This window comes from Vibrio sp. S457-15, from assembly GCF_000960545.1.
GTDB classification, from domain to species: domain Bacteria; phylum Pseudomonadota; class Gammaproteobacteria; order Enterobacterales; family Vibrionaceae; genus Vibrio; species Vibrio parahaemolyticus.
On record NZ_JYOQ01000177.1, the window covers coordinates 334,265 to 353,224 of the forward strand.

The window sequence follows — 18,960 nt, forward strand, 5'->3', positions numbered from 1 at the left end:
GAAGTAATAAGCATCAGCATGCTTTATGGCGACGATCACTATTCAGGAAAATTTGTCGTTTTTCGTTTCATATTGAAACAAGAATGTTGAAGGTTTCGTTTCAATATGAAACGGATTGATTTTTGTTGAGTACGCATTTTCTCTGTTTAAGATGAATTCATACCCTACATAAAAATATAAATGGAATGAGATAGAACGATGAAAAAGTTAATTAACCAAGTCGATGATGTTGTATTGCAGCAAATGGAAGGCCTGGCATTGTCCCGCCCTGAGCTAAAAGCCAACTACGAACCTCGTTACATGTGGCATGAGGAAACGCCGGGGCAAGTGGCATTGGTTTCTGGTGGTGGCTGTGGTCATGAACCTTTACACGCAGGTTTTATTGGTAAAGGCATGCTGACAGGCGCTTGCCCTGGAGAGGTATTTACTTCACCTACGCCAGATCAAATGTACGAATGTGGTAACCAAGTGAATACTGGTGAGGGCGTACTATTTATCATTAAAAACTACACCGGAGACGTGTTGAACTTTGAAACGGCCGTGGAGTTGCTTCATACCGATGGCATCAAAGTTGGGGCGGTGTTGGTGGATGACGATGTTGCGGTCAAAGACAGCCTGTACACCGCTGGTCGTCGTGGTGTTGCTGGAACGGTATTAGTTGAGAAGTTAGTTGGTGCTGCCGCGAACAAAGGTTATTCGCTGGAGCAATGTGAAGCACTGGCTCGTCGCGTTAATAATCACTGTCGTTCATTTGGCGTGGCGCTTAATGCTTGTGTTGTGCCAGCTGCGGGTAAACCATCTTTTGTTCTGGAAGATGATGAAGTGGAGTTTGGTGTTGGTATCCATGGTGAACCAGGTATCAAGCGAGTGAAATACACCGACGCCGATACGTTAGTGGATGAGATGTTTGCTGAAGTTGCTGAAAACACGCCTTATCAGCGCACATTGCGTATTTGGAATCGTGACGAAGGTGAATGGGATGAAGTGGAATCCAGCATTGAGCCTTTCGCCGCTGAACACGACTACATTGTGATGGTGAATGGTATGGGCGGAACGCCAATTTCTGAGCTTTACGGAGTGTACCGCCGTCTTGCCCATAACTGCAAGCAAGCGGGGTTCCGTATCGTGCGTAATATGGTCGGTAACTTTTGTACCTCACTTGATATGGAAGGCGTTTCAATTACGTTGCTGAAAGTAGATAAAGAGATGTTGGAGCTGTTTGATGCTCCTGTCGATACGGCTGCGATCAAGTGGTAACAGGGGGGAGCAAACATGCAAATTGAAAAACAACATATCGTTCACTGGTTAGAGTTATGTGCAAAAACGTATCAAGAGAATCAAGATTTTCTGACCGACCTTGATCGTGATATTGGTGACGCAGACCATGGTCTCAATATGAACCGAGGCTTTAAAAAAGTTGCTGAAAAACTGCCGCAATTTGCGGACCAAAATATCGGCAGCATTCTCAAGAATACGGGCATGACTTTGCTTTCTAGTGTCGGTGGGGCAAGTGGCCCGCTGTATGGCACGCTGTTTATTCGCACGGCTGCCGCTGTCGGAACTCGAGAGCAATTAACGTTTGAAGAGTTAGTGGATGCACTAAAAAGCGGTGTGGATGGCGTGGTGTCTCGTGGTAAAGCAGAACTGGGTGATAAAACCATGTGTGATGTTTGGTTACCCGTTTTAGTTAGCGTGAAGGCGTCGTTAGAAAATGGCATGAGCGCTGAGCATCTATTGAATGAAATGGTTGAGCTAGCAGAAACGAACGCGGTTGCCACGATTGAAATGTTGGCGAAAAAAGGGCGAGCAAGCTATCTGGGGGAACGTAGTATTGGCCACCAAGATCCCGGTGCAACCTCTTCTTTGTTAATGATTAAAGCATTACAGCAGGCAATAGCAGGTAATTAAGATGGTGGGAATTGTAGTTGTATCTCATAGTCGTCGCCTTGCTGAAGGGGTGGCCGAACTTGCCACCCAAATGACGCAAGGCAAAGCCAAGCTTGCGATTGCGGCTGGGATTGATGATCCAGAGAATCCGATCGGAACTGATGTCATTGCCGTGATGGAAGCGATTGAGCAGGTACATGATCAACAAGGGGTTGTTGTATTGATGGATCTTGGCAGCGCGTTGCTTAGTACGGAAATGGCTCTGGATCTGATTGATGATCATGTGAGGGAAAATGTCACCCTTATCTCGGCCCCTATTGTTGAAGGAACCATGGCGGCGTCGGTGGCTGCTGCCGCCGGACTACCTTTATCGACAGTAGTCGAAGAGGCACAGAATGCGTTAAGCGTAAAACGAGAGCACCTTGGTGAGCAGCCACTAACATCCGCTGAGATAGTGCCAGTATCAGAGAACTTTGAGCAAGAGCGGACATTTGATTGGGTAGTGCAAAATCCGCATGGGTTACATGCTCGTCCCGCTGCGGCCATTGTTGGTGCACTCGCGCCTTTTGATTGCCAATTATGGTTGAAAAAAGGCGAGCGCCGTGTGAACGCGAAAAGCTTAAACAGCATCGCGAAACTTGGCGTTCGTAGCCAAGAGACGATCACGCTGTGCGCACTCGGCTCTCAATCCAGTGAAGCAATCAAGGCATTTGAAGCCTTAGCTAGTGAGCACTTCGGAGAAAAAGAGGCGGTTGAGCAAGGCATTATCGAATCTGAAGAGTGCTCGGATACTTTGCTCGATGGCATGGCCTCAAATCAGATTGAAGGTGCTGTTGTTGGTATTCGAGTCAATGACGGTATCGCTACTGCTCCGGTTGTCCTTTTTACTCATGAAATGCCAGCAGTGCCTGAACGTGATTTCCAAAGTGAACAAGGTGAAATTGAACGGGTTAAGCGTGCGATAGGCGTGGTTGTTCAACATTTGCAGGAGCAAGCGAAGCAGCCGAAAGGGGAAATATTTTCTGCTCATAGCATGATGCTCAGTGACCCAGAATTATGGACATCGGTCGAGGCGCGAATTCAAACGGGCATGATAGCCGAGCAAGCTTGGATAGAATCACTGCAAACGTTGGCCGAAGAGTTTCGCCATGCTGAAAGCCAGTACATGCGGGAACGCGAAGCAGATGTGCATGATATCGCACGCCAAGTTATGGTCGAAATGACAGGAGTAACGCCTAATGCCATCGACATTCAGGAACCGAGTATTTTGTTGGCTCGTGACCTTATGCCTTCTGATGTGGCCGGGCTTGATAAATCGAAAGTGCTTGGTATCTGTTTGAGTGAAGGAGGGAAAACCTCTCACAGTGCGATTCTTGCTCGTGCGATGGGGATTCCTGCCATCGTTAAAGCTCAGGGCTGTCTTGATGCTGTGCGTGCTGGTCAAGTGGTGACTATTGATGGCTTCCGAGGATATTTATGGTTCTCTCCTTCAGATGCCATACAACAGGAATTAGAAGCGCAACAAATTGAGTGGCAAAGCACCCGACAAAGTGCACTAGCGAGTGCTCAGCAAGCCGCAGTCACCTGTGATGGCGTCCATATTCCAGTATTCGCCAATATTGGTGGACCAAAGGATATTGATGATGCGCTAACATCGGGGGCTGAAGGCGTTGGTCTATTTCGGACTGAGTTTCTATTTCAAAACAGTGATGAGTTGCCAACTGAGGAAGCGCAATACCAAGTGTATCGTGATATTGCTGCCGCACTTGGTGATAAGCCACTTACGATTCGTAGTCTAGATGTTGGCGGTGATAAGCCTTTAGCCGCTTATCCTATGCCATCGGAAGATAATCCATTTTTAGGTTTGAGAGGGGTGCGGTTGTGCCTTCAACATGAGCCATTGTTTACCGCCCAACTTCGAGCCATTCTGAGAGCTTTTCACGAGCAACCGAATATTCAATTGATGATACCGATGGTGGCCCAGGTTGAAGAAGTGAGAAAAGTAAAAGCGCTGTTGGCACATCAAGCCAACCAACTTGGCTTGGATGCGACTCATTTGCCTGTCGGTATTATGATTGAAGTACCAGCCGCGGTATTAAATGCTGATGCGTTAGCCCAAGAAGTCGACTTTTTCTCTATCGGTACCAATGATTTGACTCAATATGTTATGGCAGCCGATCGAGGCAACGCTACCGTTGCTGAATTGGTGAATTACTTTGAACCTTCGGTACTAAAAGCCATTGAACTCACTTGTGCTGCGGGCGATCGCGCGGGCATACCGGTCAGTATGTGCGGTGAGATGGCAGGCGATCCAAATGCCACAGAAACATTGCTTCGCGTGGGGTTGCGAAAATTCAGCGCCAGTTCGAGTCTGCTACCGGGACTAAAAGCGCAGATTCGTCAGCTGTCTGTTGATGTTTAATCGACACCGTATCGTTAGTACATCTACACCGGCGTGCTTACGCCGGTTTTACTTTTGTAGGAACGCCATTTCTTGGCTTAATACAGCTTCATTTGTTCCTGCAGCCCAAACTTATTAATTTTTCTCCATAGGGTCGTGCGGCCAATTTGCAATGCTTTCGCCATATCATGCATTTTGCCATCACACTGATTCCAAGCCTGAACGATAGCTCTTCTCTCAGCTTCTTCTAGCGTGATTACCGGCGTATTCTCTGCGGTATGGCGAGAATTCAGTTTAATGTCTTCTGGAATATCATTCAGCTTGATTAAGTTCGAACTGCGGTTAAGCAAAATTCGCTCAGTTCGGTTTCTTAATTCAGAGTTATTGCCTGACCAACGAAAATTCATCAACGCTTCCAGTGCGACTGGCTCTATCGAGATCGTCACATTGTGGCGGCGCTCATAATGGCTGATAAGCTGCTGGACGAGAAATTCAATATCTTCTTTGCGCTTTCTTAGTGGCGGAATATGCAGCTCGTTCGAAGAGATTTCATAATAAAGTTGCCGACCAAATGAGCGCTGAGTGACATACTCGCTGATCTCTGAAGAGGTGCTGGTAATAAGTTGAAAGTCTACGGGGATCAATCGCAAACTGTCGCTGCGGCTGACGAGCCCAGTTTTTAACAACTTAAGTAGCACGGCTTGTAAATCGGGTGACAGATATTCCACCTTTTCCAAAAAGAGCGTGCCGCCATGGGCGAGTTCAAACTTAGAGGGCATGCCTTGTCCCTCGTCGTATCCCAGGGTTTCTTTGACCAGTTGCTCTGTATTGATGGAGCGGCAGTTGAGTGTAATGAACGGCCCTTCTTTGTAGGCGCTTTCATTATGAATCGCCATGGCGAGAGTAGCTTTTCCTACACCTTCTTCACCCGTAATTAGAATCGGTGATTTGGACTTTATGGCCCGCTTTGCCACGGTAATGACGTGCTTCATTTTTCGTGAAATGACAGGCAAAGTGCTGAATGTATAGCGCGCACTGCCACCTATTTGTTGTTGAGCAAGTTCGCGAATTTTATCGATAGGGTGCAAGAACAATAAGTGTGTGCCGTCGTTTAGTGGACGCAAGGTAATGATCGCTTCAACAAACTCGCCACGAACCTCTACCGTTGTGAGTTTGCGGTTGATGCTTGCACCCGACTCAATACTATTGAGGACATTTGGCGGGAAACGTAAAACCGAAAAGACTTCTTTATCCAAAACCTGACTGGCTTCAATGTTTAACAAGCGCTCTGATTGGTGATTTACCATGGTGATACGGCTTTCTTCATCCCAGGCCAGAAGGCCGTCATCCATGCATTCTAACGTTGCGTTGTGCGCACAAGTGAGGCGGTTAATGTTTTCTTGTTCCGACTGAATATGGATTTGCAAACTGACTTCTTTCGCGCTCGACGCGATGATGACTAGGTTTTCTTTCTTGTAGCTCTCTGCTTTTTTGAGAAGGCATGTTGTGCCGCGTAACTTGCCAAACTGGTCGAAAACAGGCGCTGCTACAGAGGCATAAGGGTGTAAGTGGCGATTGAAATGTTCTGCTGCGAACACTTCACACGGGATATGAGTACTAATACAGAGATTGACCGCATTTGTGCCAATTTTCCCTTCAGACAGAAAGCAGCCTTGTTTAATACCGAGCGCCTGCATCTCTTGTTGCATTGAGTCATGTCCCACAACAGATAGAACGCAGCCGTTGCCGTCAGTCACCATTAATAGCAGGTCTTCGTCCCCTAGCATGTCGTAAGTGTCTTCAAGTACGGTCGTGGCGCATTCGATGAGGTGCTCGTTGCGTTTCATCAGAGATGAGAAGGTAAAGCCAGAGGCAATATGTGGTTTTGACCAGGTATAAGGGCTGCATTGCTTTATGCAACGCTCCCACGACTCAAGTACGGGAGTGCGGGAAAATTCTGGAGATACCCAATGGTGTTTTTGGAAAAACTCCCATTTGGTTTTAGTGTCTTCGATTGAAAGCATGCCATACCGTTTCAATACCAGCGATAGATTGGTCTGATATTACAGAGACATACGAATATGGACTGTGATGGCTTTCACGCACGTCATACAGAAAGGATACGCAAAGAAAAGAGGCTAGTAGAGAAGGCGTTCCTTGCCGGAGGTTGGGTTAAAAAGGGCTGTCTTTGCCCAGTTCGTTACAGATCTCGACAATGGCGAGCGAGAGACCTGATTTTATTATTTGTTGCTGGCGCTGAAGCTGGAGTTGGTAAAATTCAAGATCGATGTCGTCATCGGGTTCGTTGACTTCCAATTGTACCATGCCCATTTTCTTTACCAGATGCAGCTTTTTGATTGGCTCTAGAATATTTGGATCAGTGAACTCGTAGTCGGATGCATCGCTATTGAGTCGGTTTTTAAGCTTAATGATGTCTTCAATATCATGATAAATATCGTCTGGGAGTACGCCTAAGCCAAATAGGAGTTTCAAACGAACGGAGAGATCGCCCAGCGGTCCGGAGTCTTGCAGTAATGGGCCGACAACCGATTGCACGGCGAAGTTATCTTTACGAAAGATCCTTTGTATTAGCCCGTCGATGGAATCGTTGAACACATCGACTGCTGCAATAAAAAAGCCTCGTACCGATGGTGCGCTGTTGAGTCGTTCAATAATCTCGGTTTCGTTGATGTTATCTGCCATATACTGATCAGTTGTTTCATTATTATATTAAGAGGAGCAGAGCTCCCCCTGAGTCAATCAAAGCTGGTTGTAAAGCGACTCGATTTGAGCCACTTCAACACTGTCTTCAGCCAGACCTGTGTATTTTGCTAGCGTTTTTGTCACGCCAACCTCTTTTAATGAGGTCTGTAGCTCAACCGCTTGCGGATCGGTGTCGTTGGTGTATTTCAACGCCGCCGCGATCCCTTTCAAAAGTGTTTGATTTTCAGTGCAATACTCGATTGTACCGAGTAATGGCTTCACTAATCTATCATTTGCACCCAATTTACGAATTGGTTGTCGCCCAACTCGATCCACTTCATCCACTAAATATGGGTTGGCGAAGCGACCTAAAATCTTTTCGATGTAGGCATTGTGCATGTCGCGGTCGAAGCCGTAACGACGAATCAATACTTCGCCACTTTCCTGCATTGCTTGTTTTACTTCGGCATGAATGCTTGGGTCTTCAATCGCTTCGCGAATGGTGCGATGGCCTTTCAAACAGCCTAAATAAGCGGTAATGCAGTGACCTGTGTTTAGGGTGAACAGCTTACGTTCGACAAAGGCCATTAGGTTGTTGGTTTTTTCCATGCCAGCAATGTTTGGGATGTCGCCCTTGAACTGTTGCTCATCGACAATCCATTCGCTGAAGCTTTCAACCGTCACTTCCAATGGGTCATCGTTGGCCGCTTCTGCTGGTGGCACGATGCGATCGACAGCGGAATCAACAAAGCCAACCAACTCGTCTGCTTTTGCATGCAATGATTTATCTAAGTGTTTGTACACTTCACCTTTTAGGTGCGTTGTGCCACGCACCATATTTTCACAGGCGATGATGTTAAGTGGCGCGTCATTGCCAGCTTCAAAACGTTTGGCGATACCTTTCGCGATGGTTTTCGCGATGATGTCTAATACGTTTGGACCAACTGCTGTGGTGACTAAATCGGTTTTGACGATGCGATCAATCACGTCTTCACTGGCTGAGTTTACCGCTGTGACGTGGGTAACGGTGTCGATTTGACACTCAGTACCGACCACTTTTACTTTGTATTCTTGTTTGTGGCTGAGCTGGTCTACTAGCGGTACATCAACGTCAGCGAAAGTGACCTCGACTTCTGCGTCTGCTAAGAGTTTACCGATGAAACCACGACCGATGTTACCTGCACCAAAATGAACTGCGTTTTTCATAATTCTTACCTACCAATATCTGAAAATGTTGACTTACGAAACTAGGGTGAGGCCAACCGCATAGGGGGTGACAGCTGACCTCGTTTGCCTCAGGAGCAAATTAAAGGAGTAATTAAGCCGCTTGTTGACCGCCAAGGATGTTTAGAATTTCTTCTACATCGTTGGTGCTGGTTAGCTTCTTAATTGCTTCCGGCTCATCGAGCGCGTTCGTTATGGTGGTGATCACCTGGATGTGCTCATCGTTCTTAGCGGCAATGCCGATAACCAGTTTCGCGACATCGTCGTCATCTTCAGTAAATTGGATACCCGATGGGTATTGGCAGATTACAATGCCAGTTTTCTTCACGCGGTCTTTCGCTTCTACGGTGCCATGAGGAACCGCGATAGACTCGCCAAGGTAAGTTGGAACCAACGCTTCACGTTCAAACATCGCGTCTACGTATTCTGGTTCTGCGTAGCCAAGTTCAACCAATTTGTTGCCTGCAAAGCGGATGGCTTCTTCTTTGTTGGCTGCTTTCAAACCTAGATGAATGTTTTCACGCTGGATTTGGAAAACCGATGGCTGTTGTGGCTCAAAGCTGTCGTCGTTGGCAGCAAGCACCGATACTTTGACCATTTGATCGTCATTCGCAGCCGACTGTTTTTGTGCTGCCAGTAACTTGGTGACTAGCTGGTTGTACATTTCGCTGTCTAGGAAGTTAGTCAATGAAATGTGGTGTGCGTTTGGAGCATGCTTACGTGCACGATCCGTTAAGTCTTTATGAGTAATCACGATATCTGCACTCTCTGGTAAGCTGTTGATAGCAAGGTTGGTTACGTGGACGTTCAGACCTGCGTCCTGAACTTTCTTACGTAGCATGCTCGCACCCATGGCGCTTGAGCCCATGCCCGCATCACAAGCGACAATGATGCTTTGTACTGTCGCTAGGTCTACGTCACCTTTGCTTTCGTTGTTTACCACTGCGCCGTTTTTCGATGCAGATTTCATGTCTTTCATTTGTGATGTGGCTTTTTCTAGTGCCGCTTCATCGCCATCTTCTTCTGTCGAGGTTTGCGTTTTCATCAGCAGAGATGCAACCGCGAATGACACGCCTGTTGCTGCCGCGATAGAGGCAAGAACGCCAACAATTGAGCCTTTTTGAGTCATCAATAAGATGGCGAAGATAGAACCTGGAGAGGCTGGAGAAACGATGCCCGCGTTAAACATGGTTAGAACGAACACACCAGTCATACCACCTGCAATAGCCGCAAGGATCAGACGTGGGTTCATTAGAATATACGGGAAGTAAATCTCGTGAATGCCACCGAAGAAATGGATGATGGATGCACCGCCAGCCGTTTGGCGAGCCGTACCTTTGCCAAACACCATGTAAGCCAGCAGGATACCCAAGCCCGGACCAGGATTCGCTTCGATCAAGAAGAAGATCGATTGACCAGTCTCAGACGCTTGCTGAATGCCCAGTGGAGAGAAGATGCCGTGGTTGATCGCGTTATTTAGGAACAGGATCTTCGCTGGCTCAACAAAAATAGAAGTCAGTGGCAGAAGGTGTGCTGAAACAAGGAAGTTTACGCCAGCTGCCAATGCGCCTGAAAGCACTTTGACAAATGGGCCGATAAGGAAGAAAGCCAGAATGGCGCACAGCATACCGATGATGCCCGCAGAGAAGTTGTTGACCAACATCTCGAAGCCGCTTTTTACTTTACCGTCGATGTAGTTATCGAATTTTTTGATTGCCCAGCCACCCATTGGGCCAACCATCATTGCGCCCATAAACATTGGGATGTCGGTACCGACGATCACGCCCATGGTTGTGATTGCACCAACGACCGCGCCGCGATCGCCGCCCACTAACTTACCACCGGTGTAACCGATAAGTAGTGGCAGCAAGTAAGTGATCATAGGCCCAACCATGGAAGCTAACGTCTCATTTGGTAGCCATCCGGTTGGGATAAATAGAGCAGTGATAAAGCCCCACGCGATAAACGCGCCGATGTTAGGCATTACCATGTTTGACAGAAAACGACCAAAATTTTGTATCTTGATCTTGGCATCTGGTGATATCATAACAATTCCCCGTTCGATGTTCTGATGAATATGTTGTCGTAAACGGTTCGCCAAAACCGCTTGTTTGATTGCTTAGTACCCAATCAATTTACCACACATTTTCCAATTGGAACTGACGACGGGTTTTTCGTGATCAACCCCCGCATTTCTTCGAATGAAAAGCATTTTTTAAGTGATGATGATCAATTAATTGATATGTAACTTAATAACAAAAAATGACTTTCAAATCTGTCAATAAAAATATTAGTGATCAATTCGATCTTCTGACAAATATAAAATCAAAATTCATTGTGATTTAGATCACCTTTAATTTCTTTTTTAATTCAAATTAAATGCCTGAAACGATCAATATCACATTTTGTTTGGGGTTCGGTTTGATTTGAAATGTGATCTATAACCATTTTGAGGTTTTGTGAAAGTTTATAACGTGAACGTTTGCGCGATGTTGGCGTTTTGTGGATTAAAGCTTGAGATGGCTGGCCTTTTTGCGATGAGTTTAACTAAACACTTTGTTTTTAATGTCTTATGGGTAAATAACGCATCACGCTGCTCGCGTTGTGTTGTTTAGAGCGATTTTGAGCAGCGCGATACCTCCGACGACGGTTAATGGTTCAGAGCTAAATACTCGCGCGCGTTTTCGCTGCCCATATAACGTGCAAGCGTTTTCTCAGGCACATCGCGTAAATCCACCATAATCAATCCATCCAGTGCGTTGTTAAACGCCGGATCGACGTTAAAACACACCAACTTACCATTCAAACTCAAATACTGGCGCAGTAATACCGGAACGCCTTTGCCTTCGTCAATTCGAGCGATCACGCGAGATAGCAACTGTAAATCTCCCAATGCGGTTAGCATGCTGGTATTCCAGTTTAAGTTGGTTTCTGGCAGTGGGTTTGACGGAGTGACGTATTCGGCGCAGTCGTTGTCGTAGTGGTGTAGGGTCATCGATTGTGCCAATAATTGACGCGCGGTATGGCTGTAATCGTTGCTGATGCTCACTGGGCCAAATAAGTGCGTGTATTCAGGATGTTGATGAACAAAAGTCGCTATGCCTTTCCAGAGTAAGAGTAGGGCACTCATGCTTTTTTGATATTGCTCGGCAATCACAGAACGACCCATTTCAATCGACTTGCCCATTTGATCGAGAAAGCGTTGGTCATAGTTGAACAAGGTGCGCGAATACAATCCTTCTACGCCATATTTCGCCAATAATTGATCAACTAATCCAAGACGGTAAGCACCTACCATGCATTGGTTCTCACGATCCCACACAAACAAGTGCAGGTAATCATGATCGAAATGATCGATGTCTATCGCTTGTCCGGTCCCTTCGCCAACTTGACGGAAATTATGTTCTCGCAAGCGGCCAATTTCATGCAGGAGAGATGGGATCTGCTGTGCGCTGGCGCAGTACACGTCGAACTCGCCATTTTGAAGCAATTGGGTTTCTGCCGGTAAGCTGTGCAGCTCTTCAAGCAATTGGCCTATGGGTAACCCTGCCGCAATAGGTAAGAGATCATTGTCTGAGACCGTTTGCTGAGTGGCACTTACATCGCGGTTAAGCAGGTAGGTGTTGAGCCTCAGATAATTGACGATCTGATCATCGTTGAGGTTATTGAGTTCTTTAAATTTGATTGCTTGCCCAAAGGACAACTCAATAGTTTTTGCGCTCTTGTTGAGCAGCTCTCTTCCTAACATCAAGGTGCGTAAAAGAGGGTGGATTTTACCTGCCATGTAGAAGCGTTTTGAGTTCTGCCCACAAATGAAGACAGGAACAGTGGCGGCTTTGTTCTTACGAATTAACGCGCTGACACTGCGGCTCCATTCTTTGTCTTCTAAACGCTGTTGTTTGGCATCCACCAACTGCGACACTTCACCCGCAGGGAAAACCAATAACAAGCCGTCATTCGCAAGGTGTTTATTGGCTGCTCTAAGTGCCTTCATGTTCGACTTGACCGCATCTTTGCCCTCGAATACGTCGACACCAATAAAAAGTTGGTCGAGCTCTGGCACGGTTTTCAGGTACTGATTCGCTAAAATTTGGATATCGTCTCGTACCATCAACAGTAGTTCGGCGAGAATCACGCCTTCAACACAGCCGAGAGGGTGATTCGCCACAATGACGGTTGCGCCTTGCTTTGGCACTGAGCCGAGCGAACCATGGGCAATGCGATAGTCGATACCCAAGATATCCAGTGTGAATCGCAAGAAAGTTTTGGTATCCGCATTCGCTGGGCGTTGGGCGTAGAATTTATCGAGCTGACTTAAACCCGTAGCCCATTCTGCAACGTTTTCACCAATGCCAAACGGCGTTTTACGAGGGAGACGAAAAGGGGTCGAACTATCCATATTTACCTCAGCGTACAAGTGGCTGATCGGATAGTAGAAATTACAGATGACAGTTCAGAGGCAAATCCATGAGCCTTTGGTGACAAACTGGTGAAGCTTTGTTGACCAAAGACGAAGGTGATAGGACAGCTTTAGCGTTACGTTTTATCGCCAGCAAACATCAGGATACTCAGAGAGTTGAGCGTTTCACCGAGACTTTCTAGTGAGCTCAAGATCTGTTTGGTCGGCTCATTATCTAGCAGAATTCGACCATCAAAGCTTTTCCCTTCGTATTGCTGTTCATTACGGGGTTCTTGTGTTGAGTTGTCATCCATAGCTAAGTCGTCAGCACTCAAACAGGCCGTTGAGACAAATAATCCGCCTAGAACCACCAACCATTTTGTTTTCAACATAATCTTAAAATTCACAATAAAACACTGTTCAATTTTAATTAATTCTATTCACCATTTCGAACGATATGACAAAAATTTAGCTTTAGGTCGCCATTTTCTGGCCATAGTTGAGCTATGTTATCGATACTACGAATTGTTACTTTTGGCGAAATTAGGAGGATGAATGGAGAAGATTTCCAATAAAGCGTCAATATGGCTCGGGCTGTGTCTGATAATTGGTTTAGGAGTATTGGGCTTTTTTATTCAGCAAACAGCAGTCAAATACAAAGCCTATGAGCGAGTGGTAACGGTGAAGGGATTGTCTGAGCGAGAATACCCGGCAGATACCGTCATTTGGCCAATCCAATTTACGGTAGCCAGCAATGATATGGGCGCGATGTTTGATGACATAGACCAACAAACGCGTTTGATTCTCGATTTTTTAACCGCAAAAGGCTTAACTGACAAAAACATCTCGCTGTCTTCGCCTTCAGTGATAGACCGTAAAGCGCAGCAATATGGTGGTGAGCAAGACATTGAGTATCGTTATTTAGCATCCCGAACGGTCACGGTTTACAGCCAAAATATCAATGTGGTTCGTGCGGCGATTAATGAGATTGGTGAACTTGGGAAACAAGGCGTGATTCTTAATCAAGATCCTTATGCAAACCGAATCGAATACAGTTTCACGAAACTTAATGACATCAAACCAGACATGATCGAAGAGGCGACCAAAAACGCCCGCGAGGTGGCACAAAAGTTTGCGAAAGACTCACAAAGCTCATTAGGAAAGATCAAGCGAGCGACGCAAGGTCAGTTCTCCATTTATGACCGCGATAGCAATACGCCTTACATTAAAAAAGTCCGAGTGGTATCGACGGTTCAATATTACCTTTCTGACTAAGTAAAAAGCCGCTCAGTACGAGCGGCTTTTTTAATATGGTGGCTTAAAGAATGGGATTAATGTCCTGAGTTGTCAGCTCTGTCTCGACAACTTCAACTGGCGTGTAGTGCTGGTAAATCAAGAAACCGTCTTCTGACGTTTCATGAGCGTCTGGCGTATCAATATACGCAGTACATGTGTAGCCAATGCTGTAAGTACCCGGGCCAATGTAACCAAACTCGTAGCTGTAGGTTGTATTGCCTTCTTCGTCTTGCGATTCATTCACATTAGCTACCGCAACTGGCGCGTAGAGTGGAGCTGTCGCGCCCATATCGCCCATGGTTGAGCGATCCATGGAACCCGCATACAGGTAAACAGAGTGAACGGCAGGCACATCATGAATCGCGTTCCATGCCGCACTGTCTGCTTCGCAAGCTTGGTATTGCACGTTACTTACCGTGCCAGCGATATGGCCTGAATCAGATGCGTTCACCAAACTTACGGCATTCGAATTCATGTTCATATGATCTTGGCCGACTGGATCCGCCAGACCTTTACGCAAATCAAACTCTACAACGTAGCTATTGTGCCCAGTATGAACTTTTACATACTGATCTTTTTGGGAAAACTTCAAGCGACCCTGATCGCTGGTATCGGGCTTAAAGCCAAAGCAGCTACCACGACTTGGAACAACAAGACCTTTTACTGAGCCATCAGTTTTTTCGACATACGATAGAGACGTATCATTCAACTGTCGGCCATCTTTCGCGTAAACGCACATGGCGTAATCACCCGGAGCAATTTGTTGTTCGCTAATGATGGTTTTAGCATTTTTCCCTTGGTATTCCATCAAATCAACTTGATGTAGCGCGCCGCTCTCGCTTGCGTCTAGCAGAATGTGATCGCCAGTTTGCTCGCCCGTTTCTGGGTCAAAGGGAATTAAAACCACGTCTTTAAATGCTAAGACCACTTTGTTGGCGTCATCCACAGGTGCATCTGAGACACCAAGAGAAAACGTAGCGGATTCTGTATTTGATGAAGAGTCGTCACCACCGCAGCCAGTTAGTAGTAGACCGCCTGAGATAGCAAGTAGAGGATAAGTGTATTTTTTCATATTGACCTCTTGTGTTTACACTGCCGATAAACATCGAAGATTAGTCTCAGAGTCGAGACCAAATGTCATTGCTTAGTAATGACGGGGTCAATGTAAAAAAGGGAAATTCATAATGTGATATGGATTCCTAAAAAGCTATTTTTAAATCTATTGCTCAAGTGTAGCAGCGAAGCAGTAACGCCATTAACTTCGGCTCTACTTAGCTAAACAAAGTGGTTGCTTGGTAACCACCTTTCCCATTTACACAAGCGCTTTTTTATAAAACTAAGTTCTTATTCGTAGTGAAATGAAGTTGATAATAATCAAAATAGATAGGTGATGAGGGGCGTAACGTAAGGTCGATTATTGCTAGAAGGAATTAGTATGATGGCATACAAATTTTTTATTCGAGAGCTACTAGGATTAGCGATCGTGGTTTCAGTTGTTTTTGGTGTGCTCGGCGTGATGCTCGATCTTTTCGCGCTTACGGCGTTGTGGGAACATCAAGATGCAATTGCTCAGATCTTTTTTCATGAGTCGTTTTACTTCATTGCATTCTTAATCCCGCCATTTTTCCTATGGAAGATCATCAATCGTTCTGATTTAGTTACCGCCGCACAAAACTATATCGCGCTAAAGTTAGAAGCAGAAAGTCGATAATCTAACTCCAAGTACGATTGATACCATTTGATACGATAGAGGCTCATGCTTTGTTTCATGAGCCTCTGTCGTATTGTCTCTCTAAGCAAGCAAGATAGCTTGCTCAAGGATTAATTCTTACTTAAAAGGCTGGTTCAATCGTTCCTTTGAAAGTGCTATCAAGGAAGTCGCGAATTTCTTGGGATTGGTAAATAGAGACGAACTTTTTGTAAGCCTCGTTGTTTTTGTCGGCTTCACGAGTCGCAATAACCATAACAGCGAGAGGTGCGTCTTTGGACTCTAGGAAAATACTTTGCTTCTTAGGGTCTAAGCCTGAAGACATCACGTAATTCATCGTAATAGCTGCGGCATCAACGTCATCCAGCGTTCTTGGCAGCTGCGCTGCATCTACCTCAACGAACTCCAGTTCTTTTTGATTACTCTTAATATCGGTTAACGCGGCTTTATGGCCAACACCTGGTTTAAGCTCAATCAAGCCCGCATCAGCGAGTAGTAACAGCCCTCGGCCTCCATTAGTTGGGTCGTTTGGAATGGCAATTCTGGCACGGTTTGGTAACTCTTCTAACGAACGGTATTTATTGGAATAAATCCCCATGCGCATCAAGATAGATTGGCCAATTGAAACGAGCTGAGAGTTATGACTGCTGTTGAAGTTATCCAAAAAAGGTTGGTGTTGGTAGCTGTTAATATCGATGCTACCGTCACTCAGCGCGGCGTTAGGTGTCACGTAATCAGAGAACTCGATGACTTCAACATTTAGCCCTTGCTTTGCCGCTTCTTTCGCTACCGCTTCAACTACTTGTGCATGTGGCCCAACCGTAGCTCCGACTTTGATTACTGAATTATCTCTTTCTCCGCAGGCACTTAAGCTGAGCGCAGCAGCGAGAACCCAAGATAACTTTTTGATGTGACCTTAACTTGTCATCGTAACTCCATTTCGCATTTAGACGTCCATACGGCTATCCTGTCAGGAATATATAAACGGTCAACGACTAAAACATTGAGGGATCATTTGAAGGTCACAAGGGTTGTATAGCACAAATGTTATTGAGCAGATGGTTAAGAAAGTTGATGGGGTTTAAGCAAGGGAATTTACAAGGGGGACAAGAAGATGAGCTCAGGTGCCAACGGTGTACCCACAGCAACACTTAAAACCATCAGATACAAAAAAGGCGTAGTAGGTAATAACCTGCTACGCCTTTCGAAATTTGGTGGCCCCTCCCAGACTTGAACTGGGGACCAATCGATTATGAGTCGACTGCTCTAACCACTGAGCTAAGGGGCCTTAATAGGTCAACGATTATAGGGGAAGCGTTGCAAGGTGTCTAGATAGCAACTAGGGCAATTGCGCTTAGTTTTTATCCACTTAGAACCAGTGATAATAAAAAAGGTGACCTAAGGTCACCTTTTTTGTCCAACGCTTTATTATTCGTCGAGGAAGCTGCGCAGAGTTTCTGAACGGCTAGGGTGACGAAGTTTACGTAGAGCTTTTGCTTCGATCTGACGAATACGTTCACGAGTAACGTCGAACTGTTTACCAACTTCTTCTAGAGTGTGGTCAGTGTTCATGTCGATACCAAAGCGCATACGAAGTACTTTCGCTTCACGTGGCGTTAGGCCTGCAAGTACATCTTTTGTAGCCATTTTCAGGCTTGTTGCTGTTGCAGAGTCTAGCGGTAGTTCTAGCGTTGTATCTTCGATGAAATCACCTAGATGCGAATCTTCGTCGTCACCGATTGGTGTCTCCATTGAGATTGGCTCTTTAGCGATCTTCAGTACTTTACGGATCTTGTCTTCTGGCATTTGCATACGCTCTGCCAGTTCTTCCGGTAGCGGCTCACGACCCATCTCTTGTAGCATTTGACGAGAGATACGGTTTAGCTTGTTGATCGTTTCGATCATATGTACCGGGATACGAATCGTACGTGCTTGGTCCGCGATTGAACGAGTGATTGCCTGACGGATCCACCACGTTGCGTAAGTCGAGAACTTGTAACCACGACGGTATTCAAACTTATCTACCGCTTTCATCAGACCGATGTTACCTTCTTGGATTAGATCCAAGAATTGTAGGCCACGGTTGGTGTATTTCTTCGCGATAGAAATTACAAGACGTAAGTTCGCTTCAACCATCTCTTTCTTCGCACGGCGTGCTTTCGCTTCACCGATAGACATGCGACGGCTGATGTCTTTAATGTTTTGTACGTTTAGAGATGTCTCTTCTTCAATCATTTTTAACTTAGCGATTGAACGACGGATCTCTTCTTCGTTACGTTTGATTTTCTCAGCGTATGGCTTGTCAGATGCTAGGATCTCGTCTAGCCATGCATCACTTGATTCGTTACCAGTGAATAGGGCAATAAACGATTTCTTCGGCATTTTGCCGTATTCAACCACAGACTTCATGATCAAACGTTCTTGAGTACGAACGCGATCCATTGCTGTGCGAAGTTCGTTCACTAGGTGGTCGAACTGTTTTGGTGTTAGACGGAATTCTTTGAATACGTCTAGCATCATTTCGTTAGCAACGGTTGCTTTCGGGCTGTCGTAGCCGTACTCATTGATCGCTAGCTGAAGATTTTGGTATGTGCTGCGTAGCTGGTTGAATTTCTCAAGCGCTAGCTCTGGATCAATACCTACATCTTCTTCTGAATCATCTGAATCGTCATCGCTTTCTTCATCATCTTCTAGGTCTTCTTCGTCTTCCTCTTCTAATTGAGTTTCAGACAGTTCAGAACCGATGTGAGTCGCGGTTGGCGCTGCTGTATCGTCAGCGTCAGGATCTACAAAGCCAGAGATTAAATCAGTCAGACGAAGTTCTTCTGCCTGAACCTTATCAAATTGCTCTAGGATGTAAGGAATAGTGCCAGGGTATTCAGCAACAGACGATTGAACTTGGTTAATACCTTCTTCAATGCGTTTTGCGATGTCGATTTCGCCTTCGCGAGTCAGCAGCTCTACAGTACCCATTTCACGCATGTACATGCGAACTGGGTCTGTTGTACGACCAATTTCACTTTCTACGCTAGAAAGTGCTGCTGCTGCAGCTTCAGCTGCATCTTCATCGGTAATGTTTGTGTCATCGTTCAGTGCTAGATCATCAGCATCAGGAGCAGTTTCTACTACCTTGATACCCATGTCGTTGATCATCTGAATGATGTCTTCTACCTGTTCTGAATCTACGATTTCAGCAGGTAGGTGGTCATTTACTTCGGCGTAGGTCAGATAGCCTTGCTCCTTGCCTTTAATAACAAGTAACTTTAGCTGTGACTGCGGATTTTGATCCATAGACGGTATCCAACTTCGTAATCTGGTGAAGGAATCAGTATGCGAAATGCA

At 45.8% G+C, this 18,960-nt stretch carries 14 protein-coding genes and 1 tRNA gene; 5 read left to right on the forward strand and 10 right to left on the reverse strand.

Annotation, left to right across the window (positions count from 1 at the left end):
* Positions 1 to 198 precede the first annotated feature (198 nt).
* The 3 genes from dhaK to ptsP are packed head-to-tail and all read left to right on the forward strand — an operon-like array spanning position 199 to position 4,309.
* Positions 199 to 1,257 (forward strand): dihydroxyacetone kinase subunit DhaK, encoded by a 1,059-nt coding sequence (gene dhaK / locus UF05_RS21240; RefSeq protein ID WP_045544845.1) that lies wholly within the window; start codon positions 199 to 201, stop codon positions 1,255 to 1,257.
* A 15-nt stretch (positions 1,258 to 1,272) separates the two neighbouring features.
* Positions 1,273 to 1,908, forward strand: coding sequence for a dihydroxyacetone kinase subunit DhaL (gene dhaL, locus UF05_RS21245; RefSeq protein WP_020840039.1), 636 nt, complete (start codon positions 1,273 to 1,275; stop codon positions 1,906 to 1,908).
* Between the two features lies 1 nt (position 1,909).
* Positions 1,910 to 4,309: a phosphoenolpyruvate--protein phosphotransferase gene (gene ptsP, locus UF05_RS21250; protein WP_045544846.1), complete on the forward strand. Its 2,400-nt coding sequence runs from the start codon at positions 1,910 to 1,912 to the stop codon at positions 4,307 to 4,309.
* A 77-nt stretch (positions 4,310 to 4,386) separates the two neighbouring features.
* On the opposite strand, the gene dhaR is transcribed toward ptsP, so the two are convergent.
* The 6 genes from dhaR to UF05_RS26390 form a co-directional block, all read right to left on the reverse strand.
* Complete coding sequence (gene dhaR / locus UF05_RS21255) at positions 4,387 to 6,312, reverse strand: dihydroxyacetone kinase operon transcriptional regulator DhaR (protein ID WP_045544847.1); 1,926 nt, start codon at positions 6,310 to 6,312, stop codon at positions 4,387 to 4,389.
* Between the two features lie 148 nt (positions 6,313 to 6,460).
* Positions 6,461 to 6,991: an MltR family transcriptional regulator gene (locus tag UF05_RS21260; protein ID WP_012841150.1), complete on the reverse strand. Its 531-nt coding sequence runs from the start codon at positions 6,989 to 6,991 to the stop codon at positions 6,461 to 6,463.
* Positions 6,992 to 7,048: 57 nt separating this feature from the next.
* On the reverse strand, positions 7,049 to 8,197 hold the full coding sequence (locus tag UF05_RS21265) for a mannitol-1-phosphate 5-dehydrogenase (protein ID WP_045544848.1): 1,149 nt from the start codon (positions 8,195 to 8,197) through the stop codon (positions 7,049 to 7,051).
* A gap of 112 nt (positions 8,198 to 8,309) precedes the next feature.
* Positions 8,310 to 10,262: a PTS mannitol transporter subunit IICBA gene (locus tag UF05_RS21270; protein ID WP_045544849.1), complete on the reverse strand. Its 1,953-nt coding sequence runs from the start codon at positions 10,260 to 10,262 to the stop codon at positions 8,310 to 8,312.
* Positions 10,263 to 10,865: 603 nt separating this feature from the next.
* Positions 10,866 to 12,614: a lysophospholipid acyltransferase family protein gene (locus UF05_RS21275; RefSeq protein ID WP_045544850.1), complete on the reverse strand. Its 1,749-nt coding sequence runs from the start codon at positions 12,612 to 12,614 to the stop codon at positions 10,866 to 10,868.
* 137 nt (positions 12,615 to 12,751) lie between these two features.
* Positions 12,752 to 13,006, reverse strand: coding sequence for a hypothetical protein (locus UF05_RS26390; protein WP_025533250.1), 255 nt, complete (start codon positions 13,004 to 13,006; stop codon positions 12,752 to 12,754).
* Positions 13,007 to 13,169: 163 nt separating this feature from the next.
* Here UF05_RS26390 and UF05_RS21285 point away from each other — a divergent pair, with 163 nt between their 5' ends.
* Positions 13,170 to 13,889 carry an SIMPL domain-containing protein gene (locus UF05_RS21285; protein ID WP_005453781.1) on the forward strand — a complete coding sequence of 240 codons (720 nt, stop codon included), beginning with the start codon at positions 13,170 to 13,172 and terminating at the stop codon, positions 13,887 to 13,889.
* A 43-nt stretch (positions 13,890 to 13,932) separates the two neighbouring features.
* Here UF05_RS21285 and UF05_RS21290 read toward each other — a convergent pair whose 3' ends face one another.
* Positions 13,933 to 14,982, reverse strand: a complete 1,050-nt coding sequence (locus tag UF05_RS21290; protein WP_045544851.1) for a DUF4382 domain-containing protein — start codon at positions 14,980 to 14,982, stop codon at positions 13,933 to 13,935.
* Positions 14,983 to 15,348: 366 nt separating this feature from the next.
* Between UF05_RS21290 and UF05_RS21295 the strand changes: the two genes are divergently transcribed.
* Positions 15,349 to 15,621, forward strand: coding sequence for a hypothetical protein (locus UF05_RS21295; protein WP_021487203.1), 273 nt, complete (start codon positions 15,349 to 15,351; stop codon positions 15,619 to 15,621).
* 121 nt (positions 15,622 to 15,742) lie between these two features.
* Here UF05_RS21295 and UF05_RS21300 read toward each other — a convergent pair whose 3' ends face one another.
* From UF05_RS21300 to rpoD, 3 genes are all read right to left on the reverse strand, one after another.
* A complete protein-coding gene (locus UF05_RS21300; RefSeq protein WP_045544852.1) occupies positions 15,743 to 16,528 on the reverse strand; it encodes a MetQ/NlpA family ABC transporter substrate-binding protein in 786 nt (261 codons plus the stop codon).
* Positions 16,529 to 16,830: 302 nt separating this feature from the next.
* Positions 16,831 to 16,906, reverse strand: a tRNA-Ile gene (locus UF05_RS21305).
* 140 nt (positions 16,907 to 17,046) lie between these two features.
* A complete protein-coding gene (gene rpoD, locus UF05_RS21310; protein WP_005453778.1) occupies positions 17,047 to 18,909 on the reverse strand; it encodes an RNA polymerase sigma factor RpoD in 1,863 nt (620 codons plus the stop codon).
* Positions 18,910 to 18,960: the final 51 nt, after the last annotated feature.

What these genes read in the sequence shown, in the direction of transcription:
- dhaL (WP_020840039.1), top strand. Translation starts at nt 1,273, where the DNA reads ATGCAAATTGAAAAACAACATATCGTTCACTGGTTAGAGTTATGTGCA.
- rpoD (WP_005453778.1), bottom strand. Translation starts at nt 18,909, where the DNA reads ATGGATCAAAATCCGCAGTCACAGCTAAAGTTACTTGTTATTAAAGGC.
- UF05_RS21270 (WP_045544849.1), bottom strand. Translation starts at nt 10,262, where the DNA reads ATGATATCACCAGATGCCAAGATCAAGATACAAAATTTTGGTCGTTTT.
- UF05_RS21260 (WP_012841150.1), bottom strand. Translation starts at nt 6,991, where the DNA reads ATGGCAGATAACATCAACGAAACCGAGATTATTGAACGACTCAACAGC.
- ptsP (WP_045544846.1), top strand. Translation starts at nt 1,910, where the DNA reads ATGGTGGGAATTGTAGTTGTATCTCATAGTCGTCGCCTTGCTGAAGGG.
- dhaR (WP_045544847.1), bottom strand. Translation starts at nt 6,312, where the DNA reads ATGCTTTCAATCGAAGACACTAAAACCAAATGGGAGTTTTTCCAAAAA.
- UF05_RS26390 (WP_025533250.1), bottom strand. Translation starts at nt 13,006, where the DNA reads ATGTTGAAAACAAAATGGTTGGTGGTTCTAGGCGGATTATTTGTCTCA.
- UF05_RS21265 (WP_045544848.1), bottom strand. Translation starts at nt 8,197, where the DNA reads ATGAAAAACGCAGTTCATTTTGGTGCAGGTAACATCGGTCGTGGTTTC.
- UF05_RS21275 (WP_045544850.1), bottom strand. Translation starts at nt 12,614, where the DNA reads ATGGATAGTTCGACCCCTTTTCGTCTCCCTCGTAAAACGCCGTTTGGC.
- UF05_RS21290 (WP_045544851.1), bottom strand. Translation starts at nt 14,982, where the DNA reads ATGAAAAAATACACTTATCCTCTACTTGCTATCTCAGGCGGTCTACTA.
- UF05_RS21285 (WP_005453781.1), top strand. Translation starts at nt 13,170, where the DNA reads ATGGAGAAGATTTCCAATAAAGCGTCAATATGGCTCGGGCTGTGTCTG.
- dhaK (WP_045544845.1), top strand. Translation starts at nt 199, where the DNA reads ATGAAAAAGTTAATTAACCAAGTCGATGATGTTGTATTGCAGCAAATG.
- UF05_RS21295 (WP_021487203.1), top strand. Translation starts at nt 15,349, where the DNA reads ATGGCATACAAATTTTTTATTCGAGAGCTACTAGGATTAGCGATCGTG.